The 23,328-nt window shown below is 46.1% G+C and carries 19 protein-coding genes and 2 pseudogenes; 18 read left to right on the top strand and 3 right to left on the bottom strand.

The window, feature by feature from the left end; translation table 11 throughout:
- Positions 1-1,568, top strand: a 1,568-nt coding sequence (locus DXA15_RS14025) for a Helicase associated domain protein (protein ID WP_128134434.1), incomplete at its 5' end; no start/stop codon positions are given.
- Positions 1,569-1,583: 15 nt separating this feature from the next.
- On the opposite strand, the gene DXA15_RS14020 is transcribed toward DXA15_RS14025, so the two are convergent.
- Both DXA15_RS14020 and DXA15_RS14015 read right to left on the bottom strand, forming a co-directional pair.
- The gene (locus tag DXA15_RS14020; RefSeq protein ID WP_128134433.1) at positions 1,584-3,743 is read right to left on the bottom strand and encodes an ATP-binding protein; all 2,160 of its coding nucleotides are present in this window, start codon (positions 3,741-3,743) and stop codon (positions 1,584-1,586) included.
- A 104-nt stretch (positions 3,744-3,847) separates the two neighbouring features.
- The gene (locus DXA15_RS14015; RefSeq protein ID WP_233567277.1) at positions 3,848-5,116 is read right to left on the bottom strand and encodes a Gfo/Idh/MocA family protein; all 1,269 of its coding nucleotides are present in this window, start codon (positions 5,114-5,116) and stop codon (positions 3,848-3,850) included.
- Between the two features lie 136 nt (positions 5,117-5,252).
- Here DXA15_RS14015 and DXA15_RS14010 point away from each other — a divergent pair, with 136 nt between their 5' ends.
- Positions 5,253-5,747 (top strand): UpxY family transcription antiterminator, encoded by a 495-nt coding sequence (locus tag DXA15_RS14010; protein WP_007655929.1) that lies wholly within the window; start codon positions 5,253-5,255, stop codon positions 5,745-5,747.
- 38 nt (positions 5,748-5,785) lie between these two features.
- Positions 5,786-6,511: a tyrosine-protein phosphatase gene (locus tag DXA15_RS14005; RefSeq protein WP_233567276.1), complete on the top strand. Its 726-nt coding sequence runs from the start codon at positions 5,786-5,788 to the stop codon at positions 6,509-6,511.
- Here DXA15_RS14005 and DXA15_RS14000 read toward each other — a convergent pair whose 3' ends face one another.
- The gene (locus tag DXA15_RS14000; RefSeq protein ID WP_128134430.1) at positions 6,512-7,993 is read right to left on the bottom strand and encodes a cobyric acid synthase; all 1,482 of its coding nucleotides are present in this window, start codon (positions 7,991-7,993) and stop codon (positions 6,512-6,514) included.
- Positions 7,994-8,096: 103 nt separating this feature from the next.
- On the opposite strand from DXA15_RS14000, the gene DXA15_RS13995 reads away from it, so the two are divergent.
- The 15 genes and pseudogenes from DXA15_RS13995 (at position 8,097) to DXA15_RS13930 (ending at position 23,314) form a co-directional block, all read left to right on the top strand.
- On the top strand, positions 8,097-9,212 hold the full coding sequence (locus DXA15_RS13995; protein ID WP_128134429.1) for an acyltransferase family protein: 1,116 nt from the start codon (positions 8,097-8,099) through the stop codon (positions 9,210-9,212).
- An 11-nt stretch (positions 9,213-9,223) separates the two neighbouring features.
- On the top strand, positions 9,224-10,357 hold the full coding sequence (locus DXA15_RS13990; RefSeq protein WP_128134428.1) for an acyltransferase family protein: 1,134 nt from the start codon (positions 9,224-9,226) through the stop codon (positions 10,355-10,357).
- Between the two features lie 27 nt (positions 10,358-10,384).
- Complete coding sequence (locus tag DXA15_RS13985; RefSeq protein ID WP_128134427.1) at positions 10,385-11,617, top strand: L-serine ammonia-lyase, iron-sulfur-dependent, subunit alpha; 1,233 nt, start codon at positions 10,385-10,387, stop codon at positions 11,615-11,617.
- Positions 11,618-11,747: 130 nt separating this feature from the next.
- A complete protein-coding gene (locus tag DXA15_RS13980; RefSeq protein WP_233567275.1) occupies positions 11,748-12,188 on the top strand; it encodes a TetR/AcrR family transcriptional regulator in 441 nt (146 codons plus the stop codon).
- Positions 12,158-12,385 carry a hypothetical protein gene (locus DXA15_RS26565; protein WP_233567274.1) on the top strand — a complete coding sequence of 76 codons (228 nt, stop codon included), beginning with the start codon at positions 12,158-12,160 and terminating at the stop codon, positions 12,383-12,385. Before DXA15_RS13980 ends, DXA15_RS26565 begins: the two co-directional genes overlap by 31 nt.
- 11 nt (positions 12,386-12,396) lie before the next feature.
- Positions 12,397-13,689: a TolC family protein gene (locus DXA15_RS13975; RefSeq protein ID WP_128134426.1), complete on the top strand. Its 1,293-nt coding sequence runs from the start codon at positions 12,397-12,399 to the stop codon at positions 13,687-13,689.
- 12 nt (positions 13,690-13,701) lie between these two features.
- Entirely contained in the window at positions 13,702-14,616 is a 915-nt protein-coding gene (locus tag DXA15_RS13970; protein WP_128134425.1) for an HlyD family secretion protein, read from the top strand.
- A gap of 30 nt (positions 14,617-14,646) precedes the next feature.
- Complete coding sequence (locus DXA15_RS13965) at positions 14,647-15,546, top strand: ABC transporter ATP-binding protein (RefSeq protein WP_010802808.1); 900 nt, start codon at positions 14,647-14,649, stop codon at positions 15,544-15,546.
- Positions 15,547-15,680: 134 nt separating this feature from the next.
- Positions 15,681-16,415: an ABC transporter ATP-binding protein gene (locus DXA15_RS13960; RefSeq protein WP_010802809.1), complete on the top strand. Its 735-nt coding sequence runs from the start codon at positions 15,681-15,683 to the stop codon at positions 16,413-16,415.
- Positions 16,416-16,417: 2 nt separating this feature from the next.
- Positions 16,418-17,533 (top strand): ABC transporter permease, encoded by a 1,116-nt coding sequence (locus DXA15_RS13955; RefSeq protein WP_048316211.1) that lies wholly within the window; start codon positions 16,418-16,420, stop codon positions 17,531-17,533.
- A gap of 11 nt (positions 17,534-17,544) precedes the next feature.
- A complete protein-coding gene (locus DXA15_RS13950; RefSeq protein WP_128134424.1) occupies positions 17,545-18,639 on the top strand; it encodes an ABC transporter permease in 1,095 nt (364 codons plus the stop codon).
- 173 nt (positions 18,640-18,812) lie between these two features.
- On the top strand, positions 18,813-19,622 hold the full coding sequence (locus tag DXA15_RS13945) for an IclR family transcriptional regulator (protein ID WP_007655969.1): 810 nt from the start codon (positions 18,813-18,815) through the stop codon (positions 19,620-19,622).
- Positions 19,623-19,630: 8 nt separating this feature from the next.
- Positions 19,631-21,402 (top strand): annotated as a pseudogene (locus DXA15_RS13940) (YVTN family beta-propeller repeat-containing protein).
- Positions 21,403-21,414: 12 nt separating this feature from the next.
- Positions 21,415-22,508, top strand: a pseudogene (locus DXA15_RS13935) (endoribonuclease L-PSP).
- Positions 22,509-22,576: 68 nt separating this feature from the next.
- On the top strand, positions 22,577-23,314 hold the full coding sequence (locus DXA15_RS13930; RefSeq protein WP_007655974.1) for a hypothetical protein: 738 nt from the start codon (positions 22,577-22,579) through the stop codon (positions 23,312-23,314).
- Positions 23,315-23,328 lie beyond the last annotated feature (14 nt).

Below are 23,328 nucleotides of genomic sequence, written 5' to 3'. Positions count from 1 at the left end.
TGTCGGCCACTCCAATACGTCCCGAAGAGATGCTCGATACGGTAGAGGTCTATTTCAAGGGAAACCTGTTCCATGAACTGTCTTTGTCTATGGCTTGGTATTATAAGATTCTGCCTGTACCTGTTCTGGTACAGAGCGTATTCGATCTGAATAACCAACTGGATAAGGTACAGCGAATGCTGAACAGGAGTGACTGTACATCAGAAAGGCGCAAGCATATTCAGGACAAAATAGACTTTGCCCGACTGGATTTTCGCGGTTCATTGAGTGCATCGGAACTGATCCGGCGTTATCTTCCGAAAGAGGTAAAGAAAATGCTTGTCTTCTGTAAAGACAAGGAAGATCTTCAGCATATGGTTCCCGAAGTATCGAACTGGCTCGGGCAGGCCGGCTTTGAGACGGAAATATTTGAGATCCATAACGGACTCAGTAACCGGGAGAATGAAAAGACATTGCGTCGTTTTCGTAGGGAAACGGGAAAGCTGCATGTTCTTTTCTCCATAAATATGCTGATCGAAGGATTGCATGTGGAGGGAGTGGATGCCGCCATGTTCCTGCGACGTACGGAGTCGTATGTGGTTGCCTTGCAACAGCTGGGCCGTTGCCTGAAAGCGGGGTCGGATCGTCATCCGGTAGTACTTGACTTCGTTAATAACCTTTCGGGGCGTTCTGTTTATGAGGCTATGTCAAGGGAATTGGTTTATCATCCGGCGATTCGTGCTCCAAAGAACTTTAAAGGCTTTATGGAGTTTGAGGTAACTGGATTTCTGTCTGATATCCGTGCTCGTGTGGATGATATGCTGGCGGAGTTGGATGCATGGCCGGTAATGTATGAACGGCTGATCGAATATAAGGAACGTGAAGGGCGCTGGCCGCAGGCAGCCGAAGGGAAGTTGGGAAACTGGTGTAACACCCAACGGATTGCCCGGAAGAAAGGGACGTTGTCGGAAGATTATATCTCGCAGCTGGACCGGATCGGTTTCGAATGGGAGGTGCAGGACAGCCGCTGGATGCAGTACTATGAAGAGTTAAAGGTTTTTATGGCCGTAGAACACCGTTGTCCCAAACGCGGTGAAAACAAACTGAATACCTGGTGTAACACCCAACGGCAGGCATGGAAAAAAGGACTTTTATCTGAGGAAAGGACCCGGTTACTTGATTCGATCGGATTCAGATGGGAGCAGGATCTGGATTCGCTCTGGACGGAGAACTGGCAGCAGGTGCTTGCTTACTACAGAAAACATGAGCACTGGCCCAAAAGCCAGGAGGGTAGGTTGGGAGCGTGGTGTAATACGCAACGAAGATCCCGTAAACAGGGAGTACTATCGCCTCTTCGCATCAGACAAATGGATGCCGAAGGTTTTATCTGGACAGTCGATGAAAAATGGCAGGAGAATTATGAGATGCTGAAACGTTTCTATACAGAGAATCAACGCTGGCCAACCGCCCGTGAAAACAAGCTGGGCAGTTGGTGCTTTGTGCAACGCAGAAGTATGAAGAAAGGCGAACTTTCTCTTGAACGCAGGGAATTGCTTGAACGGATCGGTTTTCCCTGGAGTTTAAAATGATCTATTTTTTAGTTATTACGAACTAATCCCTTTATAATCCAAAGGCAACGTAAACCAGAACGTAGAACCTTTACCCTGAACAGAATCTACTCCGATGGTACCTCCCAGATATTCGATGATCGTTTTACTGATCGTCAATCCCAGGCCGGTACCCTGGTGGAAGTCATTGATCTTGATGAAACGTTCAAAAACACGGGCCCTGTTTTCTTCCGAAATGCCGATTCCAGTGTCTCGCACACAGACTTTCACTTCATTTTCTTTCGTCTCATAAAAGATTGTAATGCTCCCTTCGCTTGTGAATTTGATCGCATTGTTGACGAAATTGGCTATTACCTGCAGGATACGTTGCGGGTCTGTCCTGAGGATTATGGTCGGTGAGTTTTTATCGAAGAGTAATTTTACTCCCGGTTTTATCTTCAGCGATCCGGACAGATAGACTTCCATGCACAACTCCTTGATGTTGGTATCTTCAATGTTATACTTCAACATACCCGCTTCTATTTTTGAGAAGTCCAGAATGTCGCCGATCAAGTTAAGCAGCAGATCGTTGTTTGTATGGATAATGTCGAGGTAAGTCTGCCGTTCTTCGGGATCGTCCGTTTCGGCTACCAGGTCCGAGAATCCGACGATCGCATTCAACGGAGTACGTATCTCATGGCTCATGTTTGCAAGGAATGCCGACTTTAGTTTGTCTGCCTCCTTGACTTTCATTAGTTCCAGCTCTTTCTCGCGTTGTTCGGTGATGTTGGAGGTGTAACTTACTATTTTGCTGGGTTTCCCGTCTTCTGAATATTTATAAGCGCGGACATTTGAATTGAGCCAGTAAACCTTGCCGTCGAATACACGGCGGTATACGGATACATATTTGCCGATTTCTCCGTCGACAAGCCGTTTGAATTGTTTGTTGTAAACCCTGTGGCGGTCATCCGGATGCAATGTTTCTATAAAATCACGTACGGAACTGAATCTGTCTTCTTTCAGATAGGTCAGGAAGGAACTTTCCTCGATCAGATCGTTCAGGCTGAAATCCGCACTTAACTTATCTGTTGCCACATCATATTCCCAGATAATGGATTCGCCTGTGTCGACAGCTGCTTTCAGTTTAGCCAGGCTGTATTGTATCTCTTCTGCTTTATGATAACTTTCGGTATCGTCGAAGACTATATAAAAGAATCCGAGTATCACGTCCTGCCGGTCTTTCAGCACAACGCCTTTTACCCTTAAATGTTTAACTTCATCGGCTAGTTTACTTGTATAATAACCTTTTTCAGCTGCTTTGTTGAAATTATAATCCAGGAGAAAAGCCGCATCTTCCCCTTTTTTCAGCTTTTCGCTGACCCATTCCGGTATATTGGGGTTTTCGAACGCATTGAGGCCGATTACCTGTTCGCGTGTCACTCCGAAAATATCCAGGTCGGCATTATTGATGTCCAGCAGATACCCGTTTTCGTCGTATAATTCGACACCCCAGGGAAGTTTGTCGAAAATGATCTGGAACTTGGCTTCGCTCTTCAATGTTTGTTTCATCGAATGTTCAACCATACCATGCGCCAGTTCGCGTTCGATGGCAATGGAGATAATATCGGTGAGCATCCGTAGGTTTTCGACATCCAAAGCATCCCAGTCCCTGTGTTTTTTTACACAATCGAGTCCGATGAAACCATTGGCGTATCCTCGGTAATAGATAGGTATAACGAGCAGGGAGACGATTTCCTGAACTTTTAGTATCTGTTGTTCGGCAGCGGCCTCTTCCGGCATATTATCAGTGTCTCTGATAATGATATCTTTTCCTTCCTTGATCGTTTTTATCCACCAGGCATAATCAGCTTTGGGCAACCCAACTAAAAGATCTTCACGCATGGAGATAGTACCTTGGCTGGTTACTTCATGCGTGAAGTCGAAAGTCGGTTTGTCATTATCGAAATTTCCGATGTATACCCTGTCTACATTAAAAAATCTCAATATGGTCAGTAGAGACTGATCAATAATATCCTTTTGGCTTGGAGTTATTAACAATGATAAAACATCCGAGAATGTTTTCCTTAATGCGACAGCATTGTTCAGAAAACGACTTTGGTATGTTTCTTCATCATTAACAGAGGTGCCTTGTGCCTTCAGTATTTCTATTTCACGGATCAGGTCTTCTCTCGAATAATTAGCATAAACGCTGCTCATTAGGTATATCAAGTTTATATGTTCGTGTATCTGGAACAAAAGTACATATAATAATTGATTATCAAAAGATGTTTAGCGTTTTCCTGCTAATTATATTTTTACGTTTACAATTTGGGTAATTCCCACGGAGCGCGGTAGTAAGCCTTTGATAATGCTGTTGCCTCATTATCACCGATGAACACGCTGTTGGCATCGTCCCAACGCACTTCCCGTTGCAGGCGGCAGGAGATGTTTGCCAGATGCGACATTTTGGCTACACGTGCGCCGATGGCGATATCTGCTTTGGACAATTCGCGGCTTTTGATGCAACTCAGGAAATTTCCGACATGGTTGTACAGGCCTTTGCCTTCTCCCTTTTTGAAGGGGACAGCTTCCATACGTGCCTCTTTTCCGGCAACGACAGGGATGACTTCCCAGCCGGCGCGGGTGAGTACCAGTGTGCCGTTTTCACCGAAGAAGGCCAAACCTTCTTTTTTGTCGAACGGACCGTGGTTGATACCGCAAGCATGATCCCAGATGATATTGAAATCTTTGTAGGCGTATGTAGCCATCAATGTATCGGGCGTCTCCATCGCATCATCGGGATAGGCGAACTTGCCACCTCCGGAGAATACGCGGCTGGGCAGGTCGGCTCCCATGCCTTCGAGCGCATAATCCAGCAGGTGTACGCCCCAGTCGGACATCAGGCCGCCGGCATAATCCCAGAAGAAACGGAAGTTATAATGGAAACGGTAGATATTGAACGGACGTTTCGGAGCCGGACCGAGCCACATGTCGTAATCCACTCCGGCGGGGACGGGGCTGTCGGCAACAACAGGCAGGGTCGGTTTGCCGTCCTGGTAAGCCCAGACTTTCACGGTACGGATACGGCCTATATTTCCGGCTTTCAGATAATTGGCGGCCTCGTCCCAATGCGGATCGCTGCGTTGCCATTGGCCTACCTGTACGATCCGGTTATATTTACGGGCAGCCTTTTCCATCAGGTTGCATTCCTCGATTGTATTGGAAAGCGGTTTTTCGACATACACATCTTTACCAGCCTGGCAGGCGAAGATAGTCGGCAGGCAGTGCCAGTGGTCGGGGGTACCGATAATGACTGCGTCGATATCCTTGTTGTCGATGACGTGGCGCCAGTCCTTATACAGGTGAGGAACTTTTTTTCCGGTTTTTTTTTCTACATCGGCGGCCCGCTTGTTCAGCCATTCGTCGTCAATATCGCAGAGGGCGACACATTCCACTTCCGGATATTCCAGGAACTTACTCAGGTTGGAGAAACCCATACTGCGGCATCCGATCAGAGCAACTTTCACTTTGTTGCTTGCTGCCGTTTGTCCGTAAACTGACTGATAAGCACCTCCAAACAGGGGTGACAAACCAAGTCCTGCAGCCGAAATGGCTGATTTTGCAAAAAACTTCTTCTATTCATGGTATTTAAATTTGTGTTCGCAAACAGTTTTGCAATAATACGAAAAATAGTCCTATATTTGTGCCCGAAACAAAAAAAAGATAATGATACCCCCTTTAAATACCAATTGGAATGTATTATATACTGCCCCGCGGGCAGAAAAACAGGTAAAAGAACGTATTGCTGCTTTAGGAGTTGAATGCTTTTTACCTTTACACCGGACTCCGCGTGTGTGGTCCGATCGTGTGAAAATAGTTGAAGTCCCGTTATTCAGTTCTTATATATTTGTGCGCTGTCCGGATACGGTGTTGCGTGACCTGCTTCAGGTATATGGCGTTATCCGTATCGTCTTTTATAATGGTAAACCGGCTATTGTCCGCCAGAAGGAGATAGACGCTATCGAGGATTTCCTGGGCCAGGCAGCCGAGCATGAACTTTGTGCGGGTGAAGAAGTGGAAATTCTTACCGGGGCCATGAAGCATGTATCCGGCAAGGTAAAGAAGATAAAGAAGAATCATTTGCTGCTTTACCTGGAGCAACTTGGAGCAACCGTTTGTGTGAAAATGGATGATGTGGCGCGGGTGAACCGGTTGAAATGATCCTTTTCCCTTTGCAGGTATTGTTATATAAGTATATTATGAGCACATTTCTTTCAAATTTATTTACCCGGAAAAAACTTTTGTGGCCGGGGATGACTGATGTACATACTCATCTGCTGCCCGGGGTGGATGACGGATTTTCGTCAGAGAAAGACAGTCTTGCCATGTTGGCTTTTCTGGAAGGGCAGGGAGTGGAACGTATTTTCCTGACACCGCATATAATGGCTGATTTGGCTAAGAACCGGAAAGATTTTCTTCGGGACCGGTTTGAAACATTTCGGGAAGACTGTGCACATATACATATAGACCTTCATCTGGCAGCCGAATATATGCTGGATGAATGCTTCTACGAGCGGATGAAAGAAGGGTTGCTGTCGTATGACGGGAAGCATGTATTGGTAGAGGTTTCCTGTTTGCAGGCCCCCGGTGATCTGTTTGAGAAATTGTACGATATCCAATTGAATGGTTTTGTACCGGTTTTTGCCCATCCGGAACGCTATGGTTTCTGGAAGATGGAAGATTTGATGAAGCTGAAAGAGCACGGATGCAAATTTCAGCTTAATTTGTTTTCCCTGGCAGGCTTTTACGGAACGCTTCCCCGAAAAACAGCCGGTTCATTACTGAAAAACGGTTGTTATGATTATACCGGAACAGATATACATTCACTGAACTATTGCAGAGCCTATGAATCTTTTTCTCTGAAAAAAGATCAGTTTGAGGCTGTAAAACTGTTGATTCGGGCGAACGGGGAGTTGTGGGGATGATTACAGCGTACTGTAAATATACTCCATATCCACATGTTTTCTTACCAGGTCGGCCAGTTTGTCATACTGTTCTTCTTTGAATGCTGCGTAATCGAACGGGGCATCGTCGGTCTCTTTGTTGAAACCCTCAGCCAGATTGTCGAGCACTTCGGGATTATCGAGAATGCCATGCATATAGCTTCCCCAGCAATGGTCGTTCAGGTAGTAGCCGTCTTTCCTACCGTCTTCCAGCAGGGCAACCGGACTTTCGGGCGCGTTGCCGAGTAAAGAGGTTTGTCCCATATGTATCTCGTATCCTTTGCAGATCATCGGGGAACCGTTGCGGAAAGTGAAACGGCTTTGTTTGGTGACTTTCTCCTGTTCGATAACAGTGCATTGGGGGAGTAGTCCCAATCCCGGAACGGCAGGCAGGTTTCCTTCTATACCTTCCGGATCTTCCAGGCGGGCACCCATCATTTGGTAACCGCCGCAGATACCGATCACTTTTTTCCCTCTCTTATGGGCGCGGACGATGGTGTCGGCTATGCCGTTGGCGCGGATGCTTTGCAGGTCGGCCAGCGTGTTCTTCGAGCCGGGCAGCAGGATGATGTCCGCTTTCTCTATCTCGTCGATGTTGCTGGTATAATAGGGATTGAAGCGCGGGTCCATATCCAGGACATCGAAGTCGGTGAAGTTAGACATACGTTTCAGCAGGATAATGGCGACATTGATCTTGCCGTCCTGCCAGGTGTTTGTCTTCATATCCAGGGCGACGGAGTCTTCTTCTTCTATCTTGATGTCACGGAACCAGGGGATAACGCCTACGACGGGGAGGCCGGTCAATTCTTTCAGTATCGTCCGTCCTTCTTCAAACAGCGATGCGTCTCCGCGGAATTTATTGATGATGACACCTTTCATCTGTGCCCGTTCTTCTGGTTTGAGCAGTGCGATAGTACCGTAAACCGAACCGAATACACCGCCCCGGTCTATATCGGCAACCAGGTAGGTAGAGGCGTTTGCCTGTATCGCCATACGCATGTTGGTGATATCGCGATCGCGCAGGTTCAGTTCGGAAATGCTTCCGGCGCCTTCCAGTACGATTGGGTTATAGCGAGATTCCAGGCGGTTGAAGGCTTCGATAGCCTTTCTAAAAAGTGCTTCCTTCTGGTTTTGTACGCCGAAATAGTCTTTGGCGGACATGTTGCCGACCGGTTTACCGTTCAGTACGACCTGCGAACTCTTGTCGTTAGTCGGTTTCAGTAATACCGGGTTCATATCCGTATGCGGAGCGATACCGCATGCTTCGGCCTGTACTACCTGGGCGCGTCCCATCTCGCCACCTTCGGGGGTGGAGAAGGAGTTCAACGACATATTCTGCGCCTTGAAAGGGGCAGGTTGGTATCCGTCTTGCTTAAAGATACGGCAGAAGGCTGCGTTAATCACACTCTTTCCTGCATCGGAACAAGTGCCAACGAACATGATCGGTTTCAAATGCTGTTTCATAATGGCTGCAAAACTAGTGAAAAAGCAGGATAGTTCTTATATTATTTTCTATATTTGCGCTTACTTATTTCTAAATTTTATACGATTATCTAAATTGAATACCATGGAAAAACAGAAACAAAGCCAGCGGCTGTTGTCGTTGGATGCATTGCGGGGATTTGATATGTTCTTTATTATGGGGGGAGGTTCCCTTTTTGTTGCGTTGGCGACGTTGGTCCCGACGCCTTTTTTTGAGTCGATAGCTGCCCAAATGAGCCATGCCAAATGGGGGGCGGGGTTTACGTTTGAAGATATTATTTTCCCCTTGTTTTTGTTTATTGCCGGTATCTCTTTTCCTTTTTCATTGGAAAAGCAGCGGGAGCGGGGAATGTCGGAAGCGGCTATTTATAAAAAGATTATTCGCCGGGGAATTACACTGGTTGTATTAGGGTTTGTTTATAACGGGTTGCTGAATCTGAATTTTGAAACACAGCGTTATGCCAGCGTACTGGCGCGTATCGGTCTGGGATGGATGTTCGGTGCGCTGATTTTTGTCAATACGCGGACGATCACACGGGTATGGATCGTTGCTGTCATCCTGATAGGTTACTGGTTGCTGTTATTTATTCCGGCACCCGACGGGAACGGGGCGGAGTTGTTTACCCGTGAAGGGAATCTGGCTTGCTATATCGACCGTCTGTTATTGCCGGGGCGTTTGCATGGAGGAAATTATGATCCGGAAGGGATTTTATCTACCTTGCCGGCCATCGGAACCGCTTTGCTGGGAATGTTCACTGGTGAGTTTGTCAAACTGCGGAGAGAGGGACTGACGGAGACGAAAAAGGTTGTTTATATGCTGGCTGTTGGTGGTTGCCTGTTAGTGATTGGTCTGTTGTGGGGATTGTTTTTCCCGATTAATAAATATTTGTGGACAAGCTCGTTTGTTTGTACGGTCGGTGGTATCTCGGCGATACTGTTTGCCGTCTTCTATTATATTGTCGATGTGAAGGAGTGTAGGGGATGGACTCTTTTCTTTACAGTCATAGGTACGAACTCGATCACTATTTACTTGGCACAGGTGTTCATTAATTTTACCTTTACGGCAAATGCCATTTTTGGAGGTTTCATCGGGTTATTCCCGGAAACAGCCCAACCATTGCTGGGGGCGATTGCTTATATCGCTGTGTGCTGGGGATTCTTGTATTTTCTGTATCGTCAACGTATTTTCTTAAAAGTCTAAAATAATAACAAATGGAAAAAACTACTTACAAGCGGCTGGAGTCGCTTGATGCTTTACGAGGATTCGATCTTTTCTTTCTGGTTGCTTTAGGACCGTTGGCACATTCATTGGCACGGGCTGCGGATGTGGGATGGCTGAATGATTGTATGTGGGCTTTTGATCATGTACAATGGGTGGGTTTTTCTCCCTGGGATTTGATTATGCCGTTGTTTCTTTTTATGTCGGGGGCTTCGATGCCGTTTGCTTTGTCACGTTTTAAAGGTGTTTCCGACAAAAAATCTCTTTTCCGGCGCTTGGGAAAACGTATCTTGTTGTTGTGGATATTCGGTATGATGTGCCAGGGAAATCTGCTGGGACTTGATCCGGATCGTATTTATTTATATTCGAATACGTTGCAGTCGATTGCCGCCGGTTATTTGATTACGGCTGTGTTGTTCCTTTATACCAGCCGGAGGACGCAGATCGGTGTGGCGGTGGCTTTGTTGCTTGTTTACTGGGCGGCGATGCAGTTTATTACGGTCGGCAGTTATGGAGGTGGTAATTACACACCTGAAGGAAACCTGGCGGAATGGATAGACCGTACGATGCTGGGACGTTTTCGGGACGGGGCGAAAGTGGTGGATGGTGAAGTCGTTTTTGCGCCTTGGTATCATTATACATGGATTTTGAGTACCCTGAACTTTGGCGTGACGGTATTGACCGGTTTGTTTGCCGGCTATATTGCCAAGGATAAGACCAGTGATATCCATAAACTGAAATGGTATTTCGGAGCAGGAGCCGCTATGGTGGCTGCCGGATGGCTTTGGGGATTGCAGATGCCGGTTATCAAGACGATATGGACCAGTTCCATGGTGCTGGTGAGTAGCGGATATTGCTTCCTGTTGATGGGATTGTTTTATTATCTGATAGATTATAAAGGATACAATAAGAATATAACCTGGCTGAAAGTGTACGGGATGAACTCGATTGTAGCCTATATGCTGGCGAACGTCATCAATTTCAGTTGCCTGGGACAGTCTTTGTTTTATGGGCTGGAGCAATATCTGGGTAATTATTATTCCTTTTTGATAAGCTTGTCAAACGTATTGGTTATTTATGTAATTTTGTGGCAGCTTTATAAACGTAATATATTTCTTAAAGTATAGAAAACACAAAATTAGAGAGAAAGAGAAATGGAATCAATCAAGCAGATATACCGGATCGGACATGGTCCGTCGAGTAGCCACACGATGGGGCCGATGCGTGCTGCCCAGATGTTCGTGGAACGTAACAGAGGTGCCGTGCGGTTTAATGTGACTTTATATGGTAGTCTGGCTGCTACCGGGAAAGGCCACATGACGGATGCTGCCATCCTGGAAGTGTTGCAGCCGGTTGCTAAAACGACTATAACCTGGGAACCCAAGATATTTCTTCCGTTCCACCCGAACGGAATGTTGTTCGAATCGTTCAATGAGAACGACGAAGAGCTGGAATCGTGGACTGTGTACAGTATTGGCGGCGGTACGCTTGCCAACGAAAGTTTTAACGAACTTAAAACGGCACAGGTCTATGAGATGAGCACGATTAAAGATATACAAGCCTGGTGCGAAAAGACCGGACATTCCTATTGGGAATATGTGGAGCAATGCGAAGGACCGGAAATCTGGGATTACCTGGCGGAAGTATGGGACGTGATGCAAAAGGCGGTGCAGAGCGGCCTGGAAGCAGAAGGTATCCTGCCGGGCGGCTTGGGTATACGCCGGAAAGCATCCGACTATCTGATTCGTGCCAAAGGATATGGCAGCAGCATTAAAAGCCGTGGTATGGTTTACGCTTTTGCGCTGGCTGTATCCGAAGAGAATGCTTGCGGCGGTAAGATTGTGACGGCTCCGACCTGCGGTTCCTGCGGGGTGATGCCGGCGGTGCTATATCATCTGAAAGATACCCGTGAGTTCCGCGATTCCCGTATCCTGCGTGCATTGGCTACGGCCGGATTGTTCGGGAATGTGGTACGTACCAATGCGTCGGTTTCCGGAGCGGAGGTAGGCTGCCAGGGAGAAGTAGGGGTTGCCTGTGCGATGGCTGCCGGTGCTGCCAGTCAGTTGTTTGGTGGAACGCCTGCTCAGATCGAGTATGCTGCCGAGATGGGGTTGGAACATCACCTGGGGTTGACTTGCGACCCGGTTTGCGGTTTGGTTCAGATACCTTGTATCGAACGTAATGCTTTTGCCGCAGCGCGTGCACTGGATGCAAATACTTTCTCGAACTTCTCGGACGGCAAACATCGTGTGAGCTTCGACCAGGTGGTAGAGGTGATGCGACAGACGGGTAATGACCTGCCGAGTTTATACAAAGAAACTTCCGAGGCGGTCTGGCTAAGAAATACGGGGAATAAGATTAAAAAGAATATTCTCCTCATCGTATAAAAGATATTAAAATAAGGGTACAGTAGTTGCATCCTTATTTTTTTATATTACTTTTGACATGTCTGTCAAACAAAAGTGTCAGACATATTTGACAGTCAGTGATGACAAATGTGGTAAAACAAGATATACAATGAGTACAGAAGAAGTAATCACAATGGAGAACCGAATCCTGGAAGCGGCCAAACAGGTCTTTGTCAGGAAAGGATATGAAGCGACCAAGATGGGCGACGTGGCTGCCGAAGCAGGTATCGGGCGTACGGCCCTACATTATTATTATCGTACGAAAGAAATGTTGTTCGATGCGATCTTCGACCAGTTGATAGATGCCTTGCTTCCGAACCTGGGAGCGATTATGGAAGAGAATACCTCTTTCCTGGAGAAGCTGCCGAAGATTATCGATCAATATGTAAGAACGTTGCAGAGGAATCCTTTGTTCCCTGTGTTTGTTATAAATGAACTACAACGTGATCCGGAGCATATTTATCATTCCATACTGAAGAATCCCGCACGGTTGAACCAATCATCCGAATGCGTAAACAGATGGAGGATGAGATGGAGAGAGGTGTATTGAAGAAACTGCCGGTATATTATGCGGCGACTACCTTGATAAGCCTGCTGGTTTTCCCCATGCTGGTTCGTAATCCGTTTACGGCTGTTTTTATGGGAGGCGATGCAGAGAAATATGAAGAATTTCTGCGGGAACGGATTCCCTTCGTTATTGATATAATGATCCGGTTGCTGACACCGGACGATAATACATCGAATTAATAAATACCCCTATGAAACGGATTTGTGTAATTTTATTCTTATGCTTCCCCTTGTTGTCGGGTACCGTAAAAGGGCAGGAGCAGATAACATTGACACAATGTTATGAATGGGCCCGTGCCAATTATCCCCAGATACGGCAGTTCGGTTTGATCGGGCAGACGGAGCAATACAATCTCTCGAATGCCGGAAAAGGCTGGTTGCCCCAACTGACGGTGAATGCAAAGGCAACCTATCAGAGTGATATGACTAAACTACCTTTTGATGCGGACAAACTCTCGTCGATTGTTCCGGGACTGGAGATTCCGACATTAAGCAAAGACCAGTATCAGGTGGTGGCCGAACTGAATCAGAATATCTGGGATGGCGGAACAATTCATTCCACCCGGCAGTTGACGAAAGCACAGGCTGCTGCCGACCGCGAACAGCTGGAAAGCGACCTCTATACATTGAACGACCGGGTAAACCAACTTTATTTCGGTTGTCTGCTTCTGGAGGAACTGATCCGCCAGAACGCATTGCTCCAGAGAGAGTTGCAGATTAATATCGACCGGATAGCAGCGATGATGGATAATGGTGTGGCCAACCAGTCCGACCGCGAAAGTATGGAAGTGGAACTCTTGAATGCCTGTCAGAAAGAAATCGAACTGAAAGCCTCCCGTGTCGCCTTCGGCAGAATGCTGAGTGCACTGATAGGAAAGCCTTATGATAAAGACAGGATATTGGTTGTCCCTTCCATACCGGGCAATCCGTTATCCGGAGACATAAACCGTCCCGAATTGCGGGCGCTGGATGCAAAAAGCTATTTGCTGGAAGTACAAAACAAACAGATTACAAGTGGTTTAATGCCTCGTCTGGGGGCATTTGTACAGGGCGGATATGGCCGTCCGGGGTTGAATATGCTGGAGGATGACTTTAATCCGTTTTATATAGCGGGAGTACGCCTTTCCTGGAATATGGGCAAATTGTACACCTTGAAGAATGACCGCCGTAAAGTGACTACGGCACGTCAGCAGGTGGAGGTGCAGCGTGAGACATTCCTGTTTAATACCTCATTGGAACTGATGCTGCAAAATACGGAAATACAGAAAATCTCCGATTTGATGAAAGCGGATGACGAAATAATCCGCCTGCGTACCAGCATCAAAAATGCTGCGGAGGTGAAGCTGGCAAACGGCGTTATCTCCGTCACCGACCTTATCCGCGAAATCAATGCGGAAGATCTGGCGAAGCAAGCCGCTGCCGCCCATCGCATCCAGCATCTGAATGCCGTCTATAATTATATGTATACAACGAATAATGAATAATCACAAAGAATCATGAAGAAGAATATGAAACGATTGAATTCTTATACATTAATAGCAACCGCTTTATTAAGTCTGGCTGCATGTAACAGGGGAGACGGCGACTTCGATGCTACCGGCACGTTTGAAGCGACGGAAATCCTCGTATCTTCCGAAGCAAACGGAAAGATTATGGAATTGAATGTAGAGGAAGGTGACCGCCTGGATGCCGGCGCCCTTGTAGGATATGTCGACAGCACTCAATTATATTTGAAGAAAATGCAACTCTCGGCCGGTCTGCGCTCTGTCGATATCCGTAAACCGGATATTCGCAAGCAAATTGCCGCCCTGGAGCAACAGATTGCTACCGCACGTACGGAACAACAACGTATGGAGAATCTGGTAAAGGCAAAAGCCGGCAACCAGAAACAGGTGGACGACATCGTCAACAATATCAAATACCTCCAGAAACAATTGGATGCGCAGTATTCTACGCTAAACAAGACGACAGGCGGTGCCGATGCGGAAGCCGAAGGTATCCTGTATCAGATTATGCAGCTGGATGACCAGTTACAGAAAAGCCGTATCGTAAATCCCCAGGCAGGAACCGTTCTTGTCAAATATGCTGAACCGGGTGAAGTGACAGCCGCCGGTAAGCCTCTGTATAAAATAGCCGACACCGACTTGCTTTACCTGCGTGCCTATATCACGTCCGACCAACTTTCGACATTGAAACAGGGCCAGACAGTCCGTGTCTTTGCCGATTATGGAGAAAACGACCGGCGCGAATATCCGGGAACGATTACCTGGATATCCGATAAATCGGAGTTCACTCCCAAAGGAATCCAGACAAAGGACGAACGGGCCAATCTGGTCTATGCCATCAAGATTGCTGTTAAGAACGACGGTTATCTCAAGATTGGACAGTATGGGGAAACGGTGTTTGAGTAATTGAAAATTGAGAATTGAAAATTAATGGGGATGAATGGAGTTAAGATGGAGGCGGTTGGTAAGAACTACGGGCAGGTAGAGGCTTTGCAGGATATTTCTCTGGATATACGTCCCGGTGAATTGTTCGGCCTGATTGGTCCCGACGGGGCAGGGAAGACCACTTTGTTCCGTATCCTGACGACTTTATTGCTGGCGGATAAAGGGACGGCTACCGTCTGTGGTCTGGATGTCGTGCGTGATTATAAAAAGATACGTACGATGGTCGGTTACATGCCCGGCCGTTTCTCGTTGTATCAGGACCTGACGGTCGAAGAGAACCTGGATTTCTTTGCTACCGTGTTTAATACTACGGTAGAAGCCAACTATGACCTGGTTCACGACATTTATGTTCAGATAGAACCTTTTAAAAAACGGAAAGCAGGAAAATTGTCCGGAGGTATGAAACAAAAGCTGGCATTGAGCTGTGCTTTGATTCACCGCCCCGAAGTCCTTTTTCTGGATGAACCGACAACGGGTGTCGACCCGGTTTCCCGGGTGGAGTTCTGGGATATGCTGGACCGCTTGAAGAGGCAGGGCATTACGATTATGGTTTCCACTCCTTATATGGATGAGGCTTCCCGTTGCGACCGCATTGCTTTGATGCGTTCCGGCCAGTGCTTGTCCGTCGATACGCCGGCAGGCATCCGTGCCTCTTTCGGCAGGCAGCTGTGGACTGTCCGGTCGGCATCCATGTTCAGGCTGCTGACGGACCTTCGTTCTTTTCCGGGAACCTATTCTTGTTATGCCTTTGGCGATGCCCATCATCTGACATTAAAGGAAGATGGCAGGGAGATGAATGCCCTGATGCAGTTCTTGAAAGATAAAGGATATGCAGATGTCGCTATTGAACCGGTCGAGCCAAGTGTGGAAGATTGCTTTATGGCTTTGTAAAAACGATAGAGTGAAATGTAATACCATATATTGTGATAGAAAATTCTCATATATTATGATATTGGAATTGTATAATATATGAGAATGCAGTATCATAATATATGAGAATTTTATCTGATAAAAGTATATATACAATGAACGTAATAGAAACAGACAGTCTGACTAAGCGCTTCGGAACTTTTACCGCGGTAGATCATATCAGCTTTGAAGTGGGAGAAGGAGAGATCTTTGGTTTCCTGGGAGCCAATGGCGCCGGAAAGACGACGGCGATGCGTATGCTTTGCGGACTGTCGACACCCACTTCCGGCAAAGCCCGTGTGGCAGGTTTTGATGTATATAAGGAGACCGAGCAGATCAAACGCCATATCGGCTATATGAGTCAGAAGTTTTCCCTGTACGGCGACTTGAAAGTCTGGGAAAATATCCGTTTGTATGGCGGTATCTACGGTCTGTCGAAGAAAAAGCTGGCGGAGAAGACGGATGAACTGCTCGATGTACTGGATCTGGAAGGCGAGCGGAACACGTTGGTCGATGCGTTGCCTTTAGGCTGGAAGCAGAAGCTGGCTTTTTCCGTCGCTATCATCCACGAACCCCGTATTGTTTTTCTGGATGAGCCTACGGGTGGTGTCGATCCGGTTACCCGCCGTCAGTTTTGGGAGTTGATCTATAAAGCGGCGGAACGCAATATCACTGTCTTTGTCACCACCCATTACATGGACGAAGCCGAATATTGTAACCGTGTCTCTATTATGGTCGACGGAAAAATCGAAGCGCTGGACAGTCCGGCTGCTTTGAAATCGTCTTTCCATGCCGAAAATATGAATGATGTGTTCCGTGCCCTGGCGCGAAAAGCAACAAGAGGTGAATAGTTATGAAACAGTTTATATCTTTTATCCGCAAAGAATTCTTCCACATCTTCCGCGACAAACGGACCATGTTGATTTTATTGGCTATGCCGATTATCCTGATTATTCTGTTCGGCTATGCGATTACGACGGAAATAAAATGTGTGCCGATTGCCGTGTTCGACCAAAGCCGGGATGAAGTGAGCCGGAAAATCACCGAACATCTGGGGGCAAGCGAGTATTTTGATTTGTATAAAATGGTAGACAGCGAAGCGGAAGCTCAATCCCTCTTTAAACAGGGTAAGATTAAACTGGTCGTTGTTTTTCCGCCCCAATATGCTTCCACGGCGGATGCGGATGTCCAGTTGCTGGCAGATGCAACCGACCCGAACGAAGCGACCCAGCTGACCGCTTATGCAACCACCATCATCGCTTCTGCCAAAGCGGAGATACAAGGAAATCTCCTTCAGCCGGAAGAAAAAGCGCAGCTTATGCAGGCTGGCATTACGCCGGTCACTCACCTTCTCTACAACCCCACCATGAAAGGCGCCTACAACTTTGTGCCGGGGGTAATGGGATTGATCTTAATACTGATATGTGCCCTGATGACCTCTGTAGGCATCGTGAAGGAGAAGGAGATGGGTACGATGGAAGTGTTGCTGGTTTCGCCGATGAAGCCGGTCTATATCATTCTGGCAAAAGCGATTCCCTATCTTTTATTGAGTATAGTGAATGTGGCGACAATCCTTGCCCTGTCTTATTTCCTGCTGAAGGTTCCGATTGCGGGGAGCCTGGTTCTGCTGGTGGCAGTTTCCATCCTGTACGCCCTGGTTTCCCTTTGCCTCGGTCTGTTGATATCGACGATAGCCGACACGCAACAGGCAGCCATGCTGATTAGTGCTATGGTGTTGATGCTGCCGGTGATTCTGCTTAGCGGCATGGTATTTCCCATAGAGAACATGCCTGATATATTGCAATGGCTTTCCAATATCGTGCCGGCCAAATGGTATATTATCGCAGTGAAAGATGTGATGATAAAAGGGTTAAGTGCCGGAGCCATCCTGAAGGAGATAGGGATACTGTCGTTTATGGTCATATTCCTGGTGATTCTTAGTGTGAAACGTTTTAAGACTCGTTTGTGAGATAAGAAGTTATGAAAACATTACGATATTTACTTGAAAAAGAGTTTAAGCAGATCAAGCGCGACCGGTTTTTACCGCGCATCATCTTTTTGGTACCATTGATGCAATTGCTTATCCTGCCTTTTGCCGCCAATTTCGAAATGCGTAATATCAATCTGGGAGTGATTGACCATGATCATTCCGTGGTGTCTGTGCAGCTGGTCGAAAAGATTCTTTCGTCCGGTTATTTCCGGCTGACCGATGTGTCTTCCAGTTATGATCAGGCGATCACCTCGATAGAAAGTAACGAGTCGGACCTGTTGCTTGAAATCCCGGCAAAGTTTGAACAGGAACTCGGCCGGGAAGGAAAGGCGGATGTCCTGATTGCTGCAAACGCAGTGAACGGAACAAAAGGAGGGATGGGTAGCTCTTACCTCACACAAATTATTCAGGATTTTAATCAGGATAAAGGTTTCACCTCTGCTGCCGTGAGCAGTGGAGTGCGGGCAACGGCTCTTTTTAATCCGCATCTGAATTATAAGAATTATATGGTACCGGGTATCCTGGTCTTTTTGTTGACGATTATCGGTGGTTTCCTTTCGGCCCTGAATATAGTCAGCGAGAAGGAGAAAGGGACCATCGAACAGATTAATGTGACGCCCGTCCCCAAAACATTGTTCTTGCTGTCGAAGCTGATTCCTTTCTGGGTAATCGGTTTTATTCTGTTGACGATCGGAGCCATTGTGGCATGGATTATTTACGGTTTGCTGCCGGTCGGCAATATGGGGATTATTTATTTGTTTGCGGCAGTTTATCTGATTGCTTTTACAGGTTTGGGGTTGGCAATATCTTCTATATCGTCCAACCAGCAACAGGCGATGTTCACGGCTTTTTTCTTCTTGATTATATTTGCTTTGTTGAGTGGACTTTTTACCCCGATCAGCAGTATGCCGCAATGGGCACAGACTATAACATTATTTAATCCGGTACGTTATTTTATAGAAGTGATGCGTATGGTTTATCTGAAAGGCAGTTCGTTTTCCGATTTGAGCGGACATTTCATTGTCGTTTGTCTTTTTGCTGTATTATTTAATGTATTGGCTGTGATAAGTTATAGGAAAAAATAGTAAATCCCAAATACGTAATATAGAGTGCCGGATGGTAGAAACGGACAAACGGAGATAATGGTTTTGGCTAGTTGAATGTTTTACAGCATACTTAACGATATTTTACAAACATCTTACTGCTTTTTAACGTGACTCTTTTATATTTGATTCAAATCTGAAACAATATTTCAAATATGGAAAGCGTTATTCCAAATATGGAAAAAGGAGAAGAAAATTATAAGGTGCCGAATTTGGAGAAAGGAATTGCGGTGCTTGAATATCTTTCGCTTCGTCCACAGGGTGAGACGCTGCAAGATATTAAGAATAAGCTGGATATCTCCCAGACTACTGCTTATCGTATTTTGAATACATTGGTTCGATTGGATTATCTTAACTATAATGAAGACACGAAACGCTACAAATTGTCCCGAAAATTGCTAACTTTGGGCTTCAGATCGTTGAATGAACATAATTTGTTGGAGACAGTATTGCCTTGTTTGCGTGATTTGCGTGATAAAGTAGGGGAGACTGCCTGTTTTGGTGTACTAGGAGATGAGAAAGGAATTTTTATAGAGCAGGCGCAGGGACATCATACGTTCCGCTTTGTTCTATCGCCGGGGAAATCATTTGAATTACATTGTTCTGCACCCGGAAAAGCGATTATGGCTTATCTGCCAAACACGGTCCGCGATCGGTATTTGTCGTATATGACATTTGCGAAGTATAATGCGCGGACGATTACTAACCGGGATGCTTACCTGGAAGAATTGGAAAAAGTCCGTAAGCTGGGTTATGCTATGGATAATGAAGAAGAATTGAATGGTGTGATCTGTGTAGGTGCTCCTATCTTTAACTACACAGGCTATCCATGTGGCGCCATCTGGATATCGGGTCCCAAAGACAGGTTAACAAAAGAAATATTCCATTCAACGGTTGCGAGCATCAAGGAGGTCGCTCAGAATATTTCGGCTGAATTAGGATATAGTAAAAACACAAAAAAATAAATAATACCATGAGGACGAGTAAATACATATTAAGAACTTCATTGATGGCATGCTTTGTCAGTTGTTGCATCTCATTTGCATCGGCTGATAATCCGCCTTTTTTTACGACTGATATAAAACTGAATGATAAAGGGGAAATGCTTCTGACTGAAAAAGGAATGAAGCGGGTGGATGTATTTTCAGCCGACGGCAAACTGCTGCGTTCTTTCCCCATGGATGAAACACCGACCGGTATTTTGGTTGACGGCGATAAGGCCTATGTGACGACCTTTGAGAAGACGGGGAAGTTACAGATCTTATTGTTGGAATCGGGTAGGGTGGAAGCTGCTATCCCTACAGGGTCGGGTGCCTGCCATCCGATGTTCGGACCGGATAAAAAGACAATCTATGTCTGTAACCAGTTCGAAAACACCGTGTCGGAAATTGATCCGGTGAATCATAAAGTACTACGCACGGTTAAGGTACTTCGCGAACCGAAATCCGCCGTATTCAGCAAAGACGGTAAATATATGTATGTAACAAACTTCCTGCCGGCACAACGTGCGGACCTGGATTATGTGGCAGCCTGTGTTTCCGTGATTGAAATGGATGGTTTTACCAAAGTGAAAGATATTCAGCTGGCAAACGGTAGTAATGCTTTGCGTGGCATTTGTATTACGCCTGACGGCAAATATGTATATGTGTCGCATAATTTGGGACGTTTCGCCGTACCGACTTCGCAGTTGCAGCAGGGATGGATGAATACGAGCGCTTTCAGTATCATCGATACGGAAAAGCAGGAGTTTGTCGGTGCCGTTGTTGTTGACGAACCGGAAAGAGGTGCTGCCGGTATCTGGAGTATCGATTGTAATGACGATCATATCTTTATTTCACATTCCGGTACTCACGAGGTGAGTGTGATCGATCATCCGGCTTTGCGTGAAAAGTTTGAAGCTATCCCAATAAGGCGATGCTGGATTATGACCTGAATTTCCTGTATGGCATCCGCGAACGTGTTCCGTTGCAGGGTAACGGTCCCCGTGCGATGGCTCTGACTAACGAGAAACTGGTTGTTCCTACATATTTTGCCGATGTTCTGAATGTAATGGATATTAATACCCGTGAAGTAACGTCGACAGAATTGAATCCGGGACGTACGGAAAGCAATATAAATAAAGGAGAAAAATATTTCAACGACGCCTCCCACTGTTTCCAGAACTGGCAGAGTTGTAACGGTTGCCACCCGGGGGATGCCCGTACGGATGGCATGAACTGGGATTTGATGAACGATGGCGTAGGAAACTCAAAGAACTGCAAAAGTTTGTTGTTTAGCCATGTGACTCCTCCTAATATGATTTCAGGAATCCGTGCTTCTGCGGAGGTTGCTGTGCGTGCAGGATATAACTTCATCCAGTTCTTCGATATTACTGAAGATGATGCAAAATGCGTGGATGAATATCTGACGTCATTGCGTCCGGTGCCGAGTCCTTTGCTGGTGAACGGCGAATTGTCCGATAAGGCGAAAGAAGGACGTAAAGTCTTTGAAAAACTAAAATGTGGTGAATGTCATAGCGGACCTTATTATACAGACATGAAGATGCATCGTATCGGTGAAGATATCGAGTTTGAAAAAGGGTGGGATACTCCGACTTTAAGAGAAGTCTGGCGTACGGCTCCTTATTTGTTCGATGGTCGTGCAGCTACAATGGAGGAAGTCTTTGAAGTGCACAAGCATGGAATTGATAAGAAGGTATCCAAGAAAGATATTGAGGCTTTGGTTGAATATGTAAACTCACTCTAAAAGGAGGGATCGATGAATTATTGCGAGAAGATACGTTATAACATTTACACTACTGAGAAAGCGGATTTTGAGGAAATGGTGGATAAGCTGCTTGCCCAATTACCGCAGAACGAACAAATATTCAGGTTGGCCTTTTTCGGCATGCCGGATGATAATGAACAATATGTTTCGCGCCGCGTAATGTTGCGTGAAAAGGTACGTAAATACTATGGGAACCATGAACCGGTGTTGAGTTATGTATCCCAGCCGCCATTGAACGGAGGTTTGATACTGGAGGCTCATACATATACGCCGGATAAAGGAGACCATATTACATATAAACATATCGGGACATTCCCGTATGTGGTATTGGTAAATGGCAGCGGCCGTTTCCTGTTTGCCGGAGGTTTCCATGGCGATGTGATTAATTTCGGTATCGAGCAACAGTCGAAAGAAGTGTTCAAGCTGGTATCGGAGTTGTTGAGGAAGGAAGGATTCCCGATCAACAGCATCATCCGCCAGTGGAACTATATCGAGCAGATCACTAAGTTTGACGGTGAAGACCAGCATTATCAGATATTCAATAATGCCCGTAGCGATTATTATGCCATGACAACCTGGGAAAACGGTTATCCGGCAGCAACGGGTATCGGTGCGAATCTGGGAGGCATACTGGTTGATCTGGATGCTGCCGTATTCTCGAATCCGGATTGTTATGCAACACCGATCGACAATAAATTGCAGGTGGCTGCCCACGCTTATTCCGAAGGAGTACTGGAGCCGGCCCACAGCAAAAAGACGACTCCGAAGTTCGAGCGCGCCAAGAGCATGACATTTGGAGAACGTGAGGTGATCTATATCTCCGGAACTGCGGCTATCCGTGGCGAGGAGAGTTTGATAGGAGTGGGGTTGGAGCGTCAGCTTCATATTACGATGGAGAATATCGCTGAACTGATCGGTGAGGCGAAATTGAAAATGCTCCGGGTCTATCTGAAAGAGAAATCTTTCTTTGAAGAAGCTGAAAGGCTTTTGAATGCGTATGAGTTGAATATCCCCATATCATATATGTGGCTGATGTTTGTCGGGATGAATTATTAATTGAGATTGAGGGAATAGCAGTGTTGTAACCCCTGCCATATCATGTTGACCGTTTGGCGAAATAAAGCAAATATTACTAACATAAATTAAAACAAAAATGAAAAAAGGATTGAGTATTAAAACAATGGCTGTGGGGCTTTTATTAAGTTCTATGGTTGCATGTACTGGTAACAAAACAAGTGACGCTACTTGTTGCAACGGAGAGGGCGAATGCACTGAACAGAGCAAATGCGATAAAAATTCTAATTGTAAAACTAATAAAGAAATGACTTATTCTAAGAAGTACACAAACGCCGACTTCTACAAAGACGGCAAATTCGATCAGGCAGTAGCTATCGAAGCAATGAAAGACATGTTTAAGTTCTATGATGTTCCTTTTACAGAACTGATGGCTAAAGACATGTGGGTTACAGATTTCGGTCTGGGTGACTTTGAAAACGTTGGTATGGGTGGTATTTTCTGGATCAACGATGCAGAACACGGATACTTCGCTCACGCTATCTATCTGCTTCCGGGACAGATGATCCCTGAACACGCTCACGTAAAAACTAAATTCCCTGCAAAACACGAATCATGGATGGTTGAAAAGGGATGGGTTTATAACTTCTCTGTACTTGGTGACGAAACTCCGAACGCTCCTGCAATTCCTGCAAGTCACGGACCTATCAAGAGCAAAAACTTCGTAGTTCAGAAAGTCGGTGATGTATTGCGTCTGAAAGAACTTGAATCATTCCATTTCATGATGGCAGGACCGGAAGGTGCTATCGTTGACGAATGGGCTTGTTATCATGACAATGACGGTTTGCGTTTCACAAACCCGAAGGCGTCTCTCTAACTCCAATCGTAGTT

Source organism: Parabacteroides sp. AM58-2XD (assembly GCF_003463685.1).
GTDB lineage: Bacteria > Bacteroidota > Bacteroidia > Bacteroidales > Tannerellaceae > Parabacteroides > Parabacteroides segnis.
Note: the sequence above shows the minus strand (reverse complement) of the source record. Positions and strands in the feature narration are given on the sequence as shown.

Bases quoted from the DNA above. Each gene is read 5' to 3' on its own strand.
- DXA15_RS13965 (WP_010802808.1), top strand. From the start codon at position 14,647: ATGAATGGAGTTAAGATGGAGGCGGTTGGTAAGAACTACGGGCAGGTA.
- DXA15_RS14020 (WP_128134433.1), bottom strand. From the start codon at position 3,743: ATGAGCAGCGTTTATGCTAATTATTCGAGAGAAGACCTGATCCGTGAA.
- DXA15_RS14005 (WP_233567276.1), top strand. From the start codon at position 5,786: ATGAGCACATTTCTTTCAAATTTATTTACCCGGAAAAAACTTTTGTGG.
- DXA15_RS13950 (WP_128134424.1), top strand. From the start codon at position 17,545: ATGAAAACATTACGATATTTACTTGAAAAAGAGTTTAAGCAGATCAAG.
- DXA15_RS13970 (WP_128134425.1), top strand. From the start codon at position 13,702: ATGAAGAAGAATATGAAACGATTGAATTCTTATACATTAATAGCAACC.
- DXA15_RS13955 (WP_048316211.1), top strand. From the start codon at position 16,418: ATGAAACAGTTTATATCTTTTATCCGCAAAGAATTCTTCCACATCTTC.
- DXA15_RS13980 (WP_233567275.1), top strand. From the start codon at position 11,748: ATGAGTACAGAAGAAGTAATCACAATGGAGAACCGAATCCTGGAAGCG.
- DXA15_RS13985 (WP_128134427.1), top strand. From the start codon at position 10,385: ATGGAATCAATCAAGCAGATATACCGGATCGGACATGGTCCGTCGAGT.
- DXA15_RS14000 (WP_128134430.1), bottom strand. From the start codon at position 7,993: ATGAAACAGCATTTGAAACCGATCATGTTCGTTGGCACTTGTTCCGAT.
- DXA15_RS13995 (WP_128134429.1), top strand. From the start codon at position 8,097: ATGGAAAAACAGAAACAAAGCCAGCGGCTGTTGTCGTTGGATGCATTG.
- DXA15_RS13930 (WP_007655974.1), top strand. From the start codon at position 22,577: ATGAAAAAAGGATTGAGTATTAAAACAATGGCTGTGGGGCTTTTATTA.
- DXA15_RS13960 (WP_010802809.1), top strand. From the start codon at position 15,681: ATGAACGTAATAGAAACAGACAGTCTGACTAAGCGCTTCGGAACTTTT.
- DXA15_RS13945 (WP_007655969.1), top strand. From the start codon at position 18,813: ATGGAAAGCGTTATTCCAAATATGGAAAAAGGAGAAGAAAATTATAAG.
- DXA15_RS26565 (WP_233567274.1), top strand. From the start codon at position 12,158: ATGGAGGATGAGATGGAGAGAGGTGTATTGAAGAAACTGCCGGTATAT.
- DXA15_RS14010 (WP_007655929.1), top strand. From the start codon at position 5,253: ATGATACCCCCTTTAAATACCAATTGGAATGTATTATATACTGCCCCG.
- DXA15_RS13990 (WP_128134428.1), top strand. From the start codon at position 9,224: ATGGAAAAAACTACTTACAAGCGGCTGGAGTCGCTTGATGCTTTACGA.
- DXA15_RS13975 (WP_128134426.1), top strand. From the start codon at position 12,397: ATGAAACGGATTTGTGTAATTTTATTCTTATGCTTCCCCTTGTTGTCG.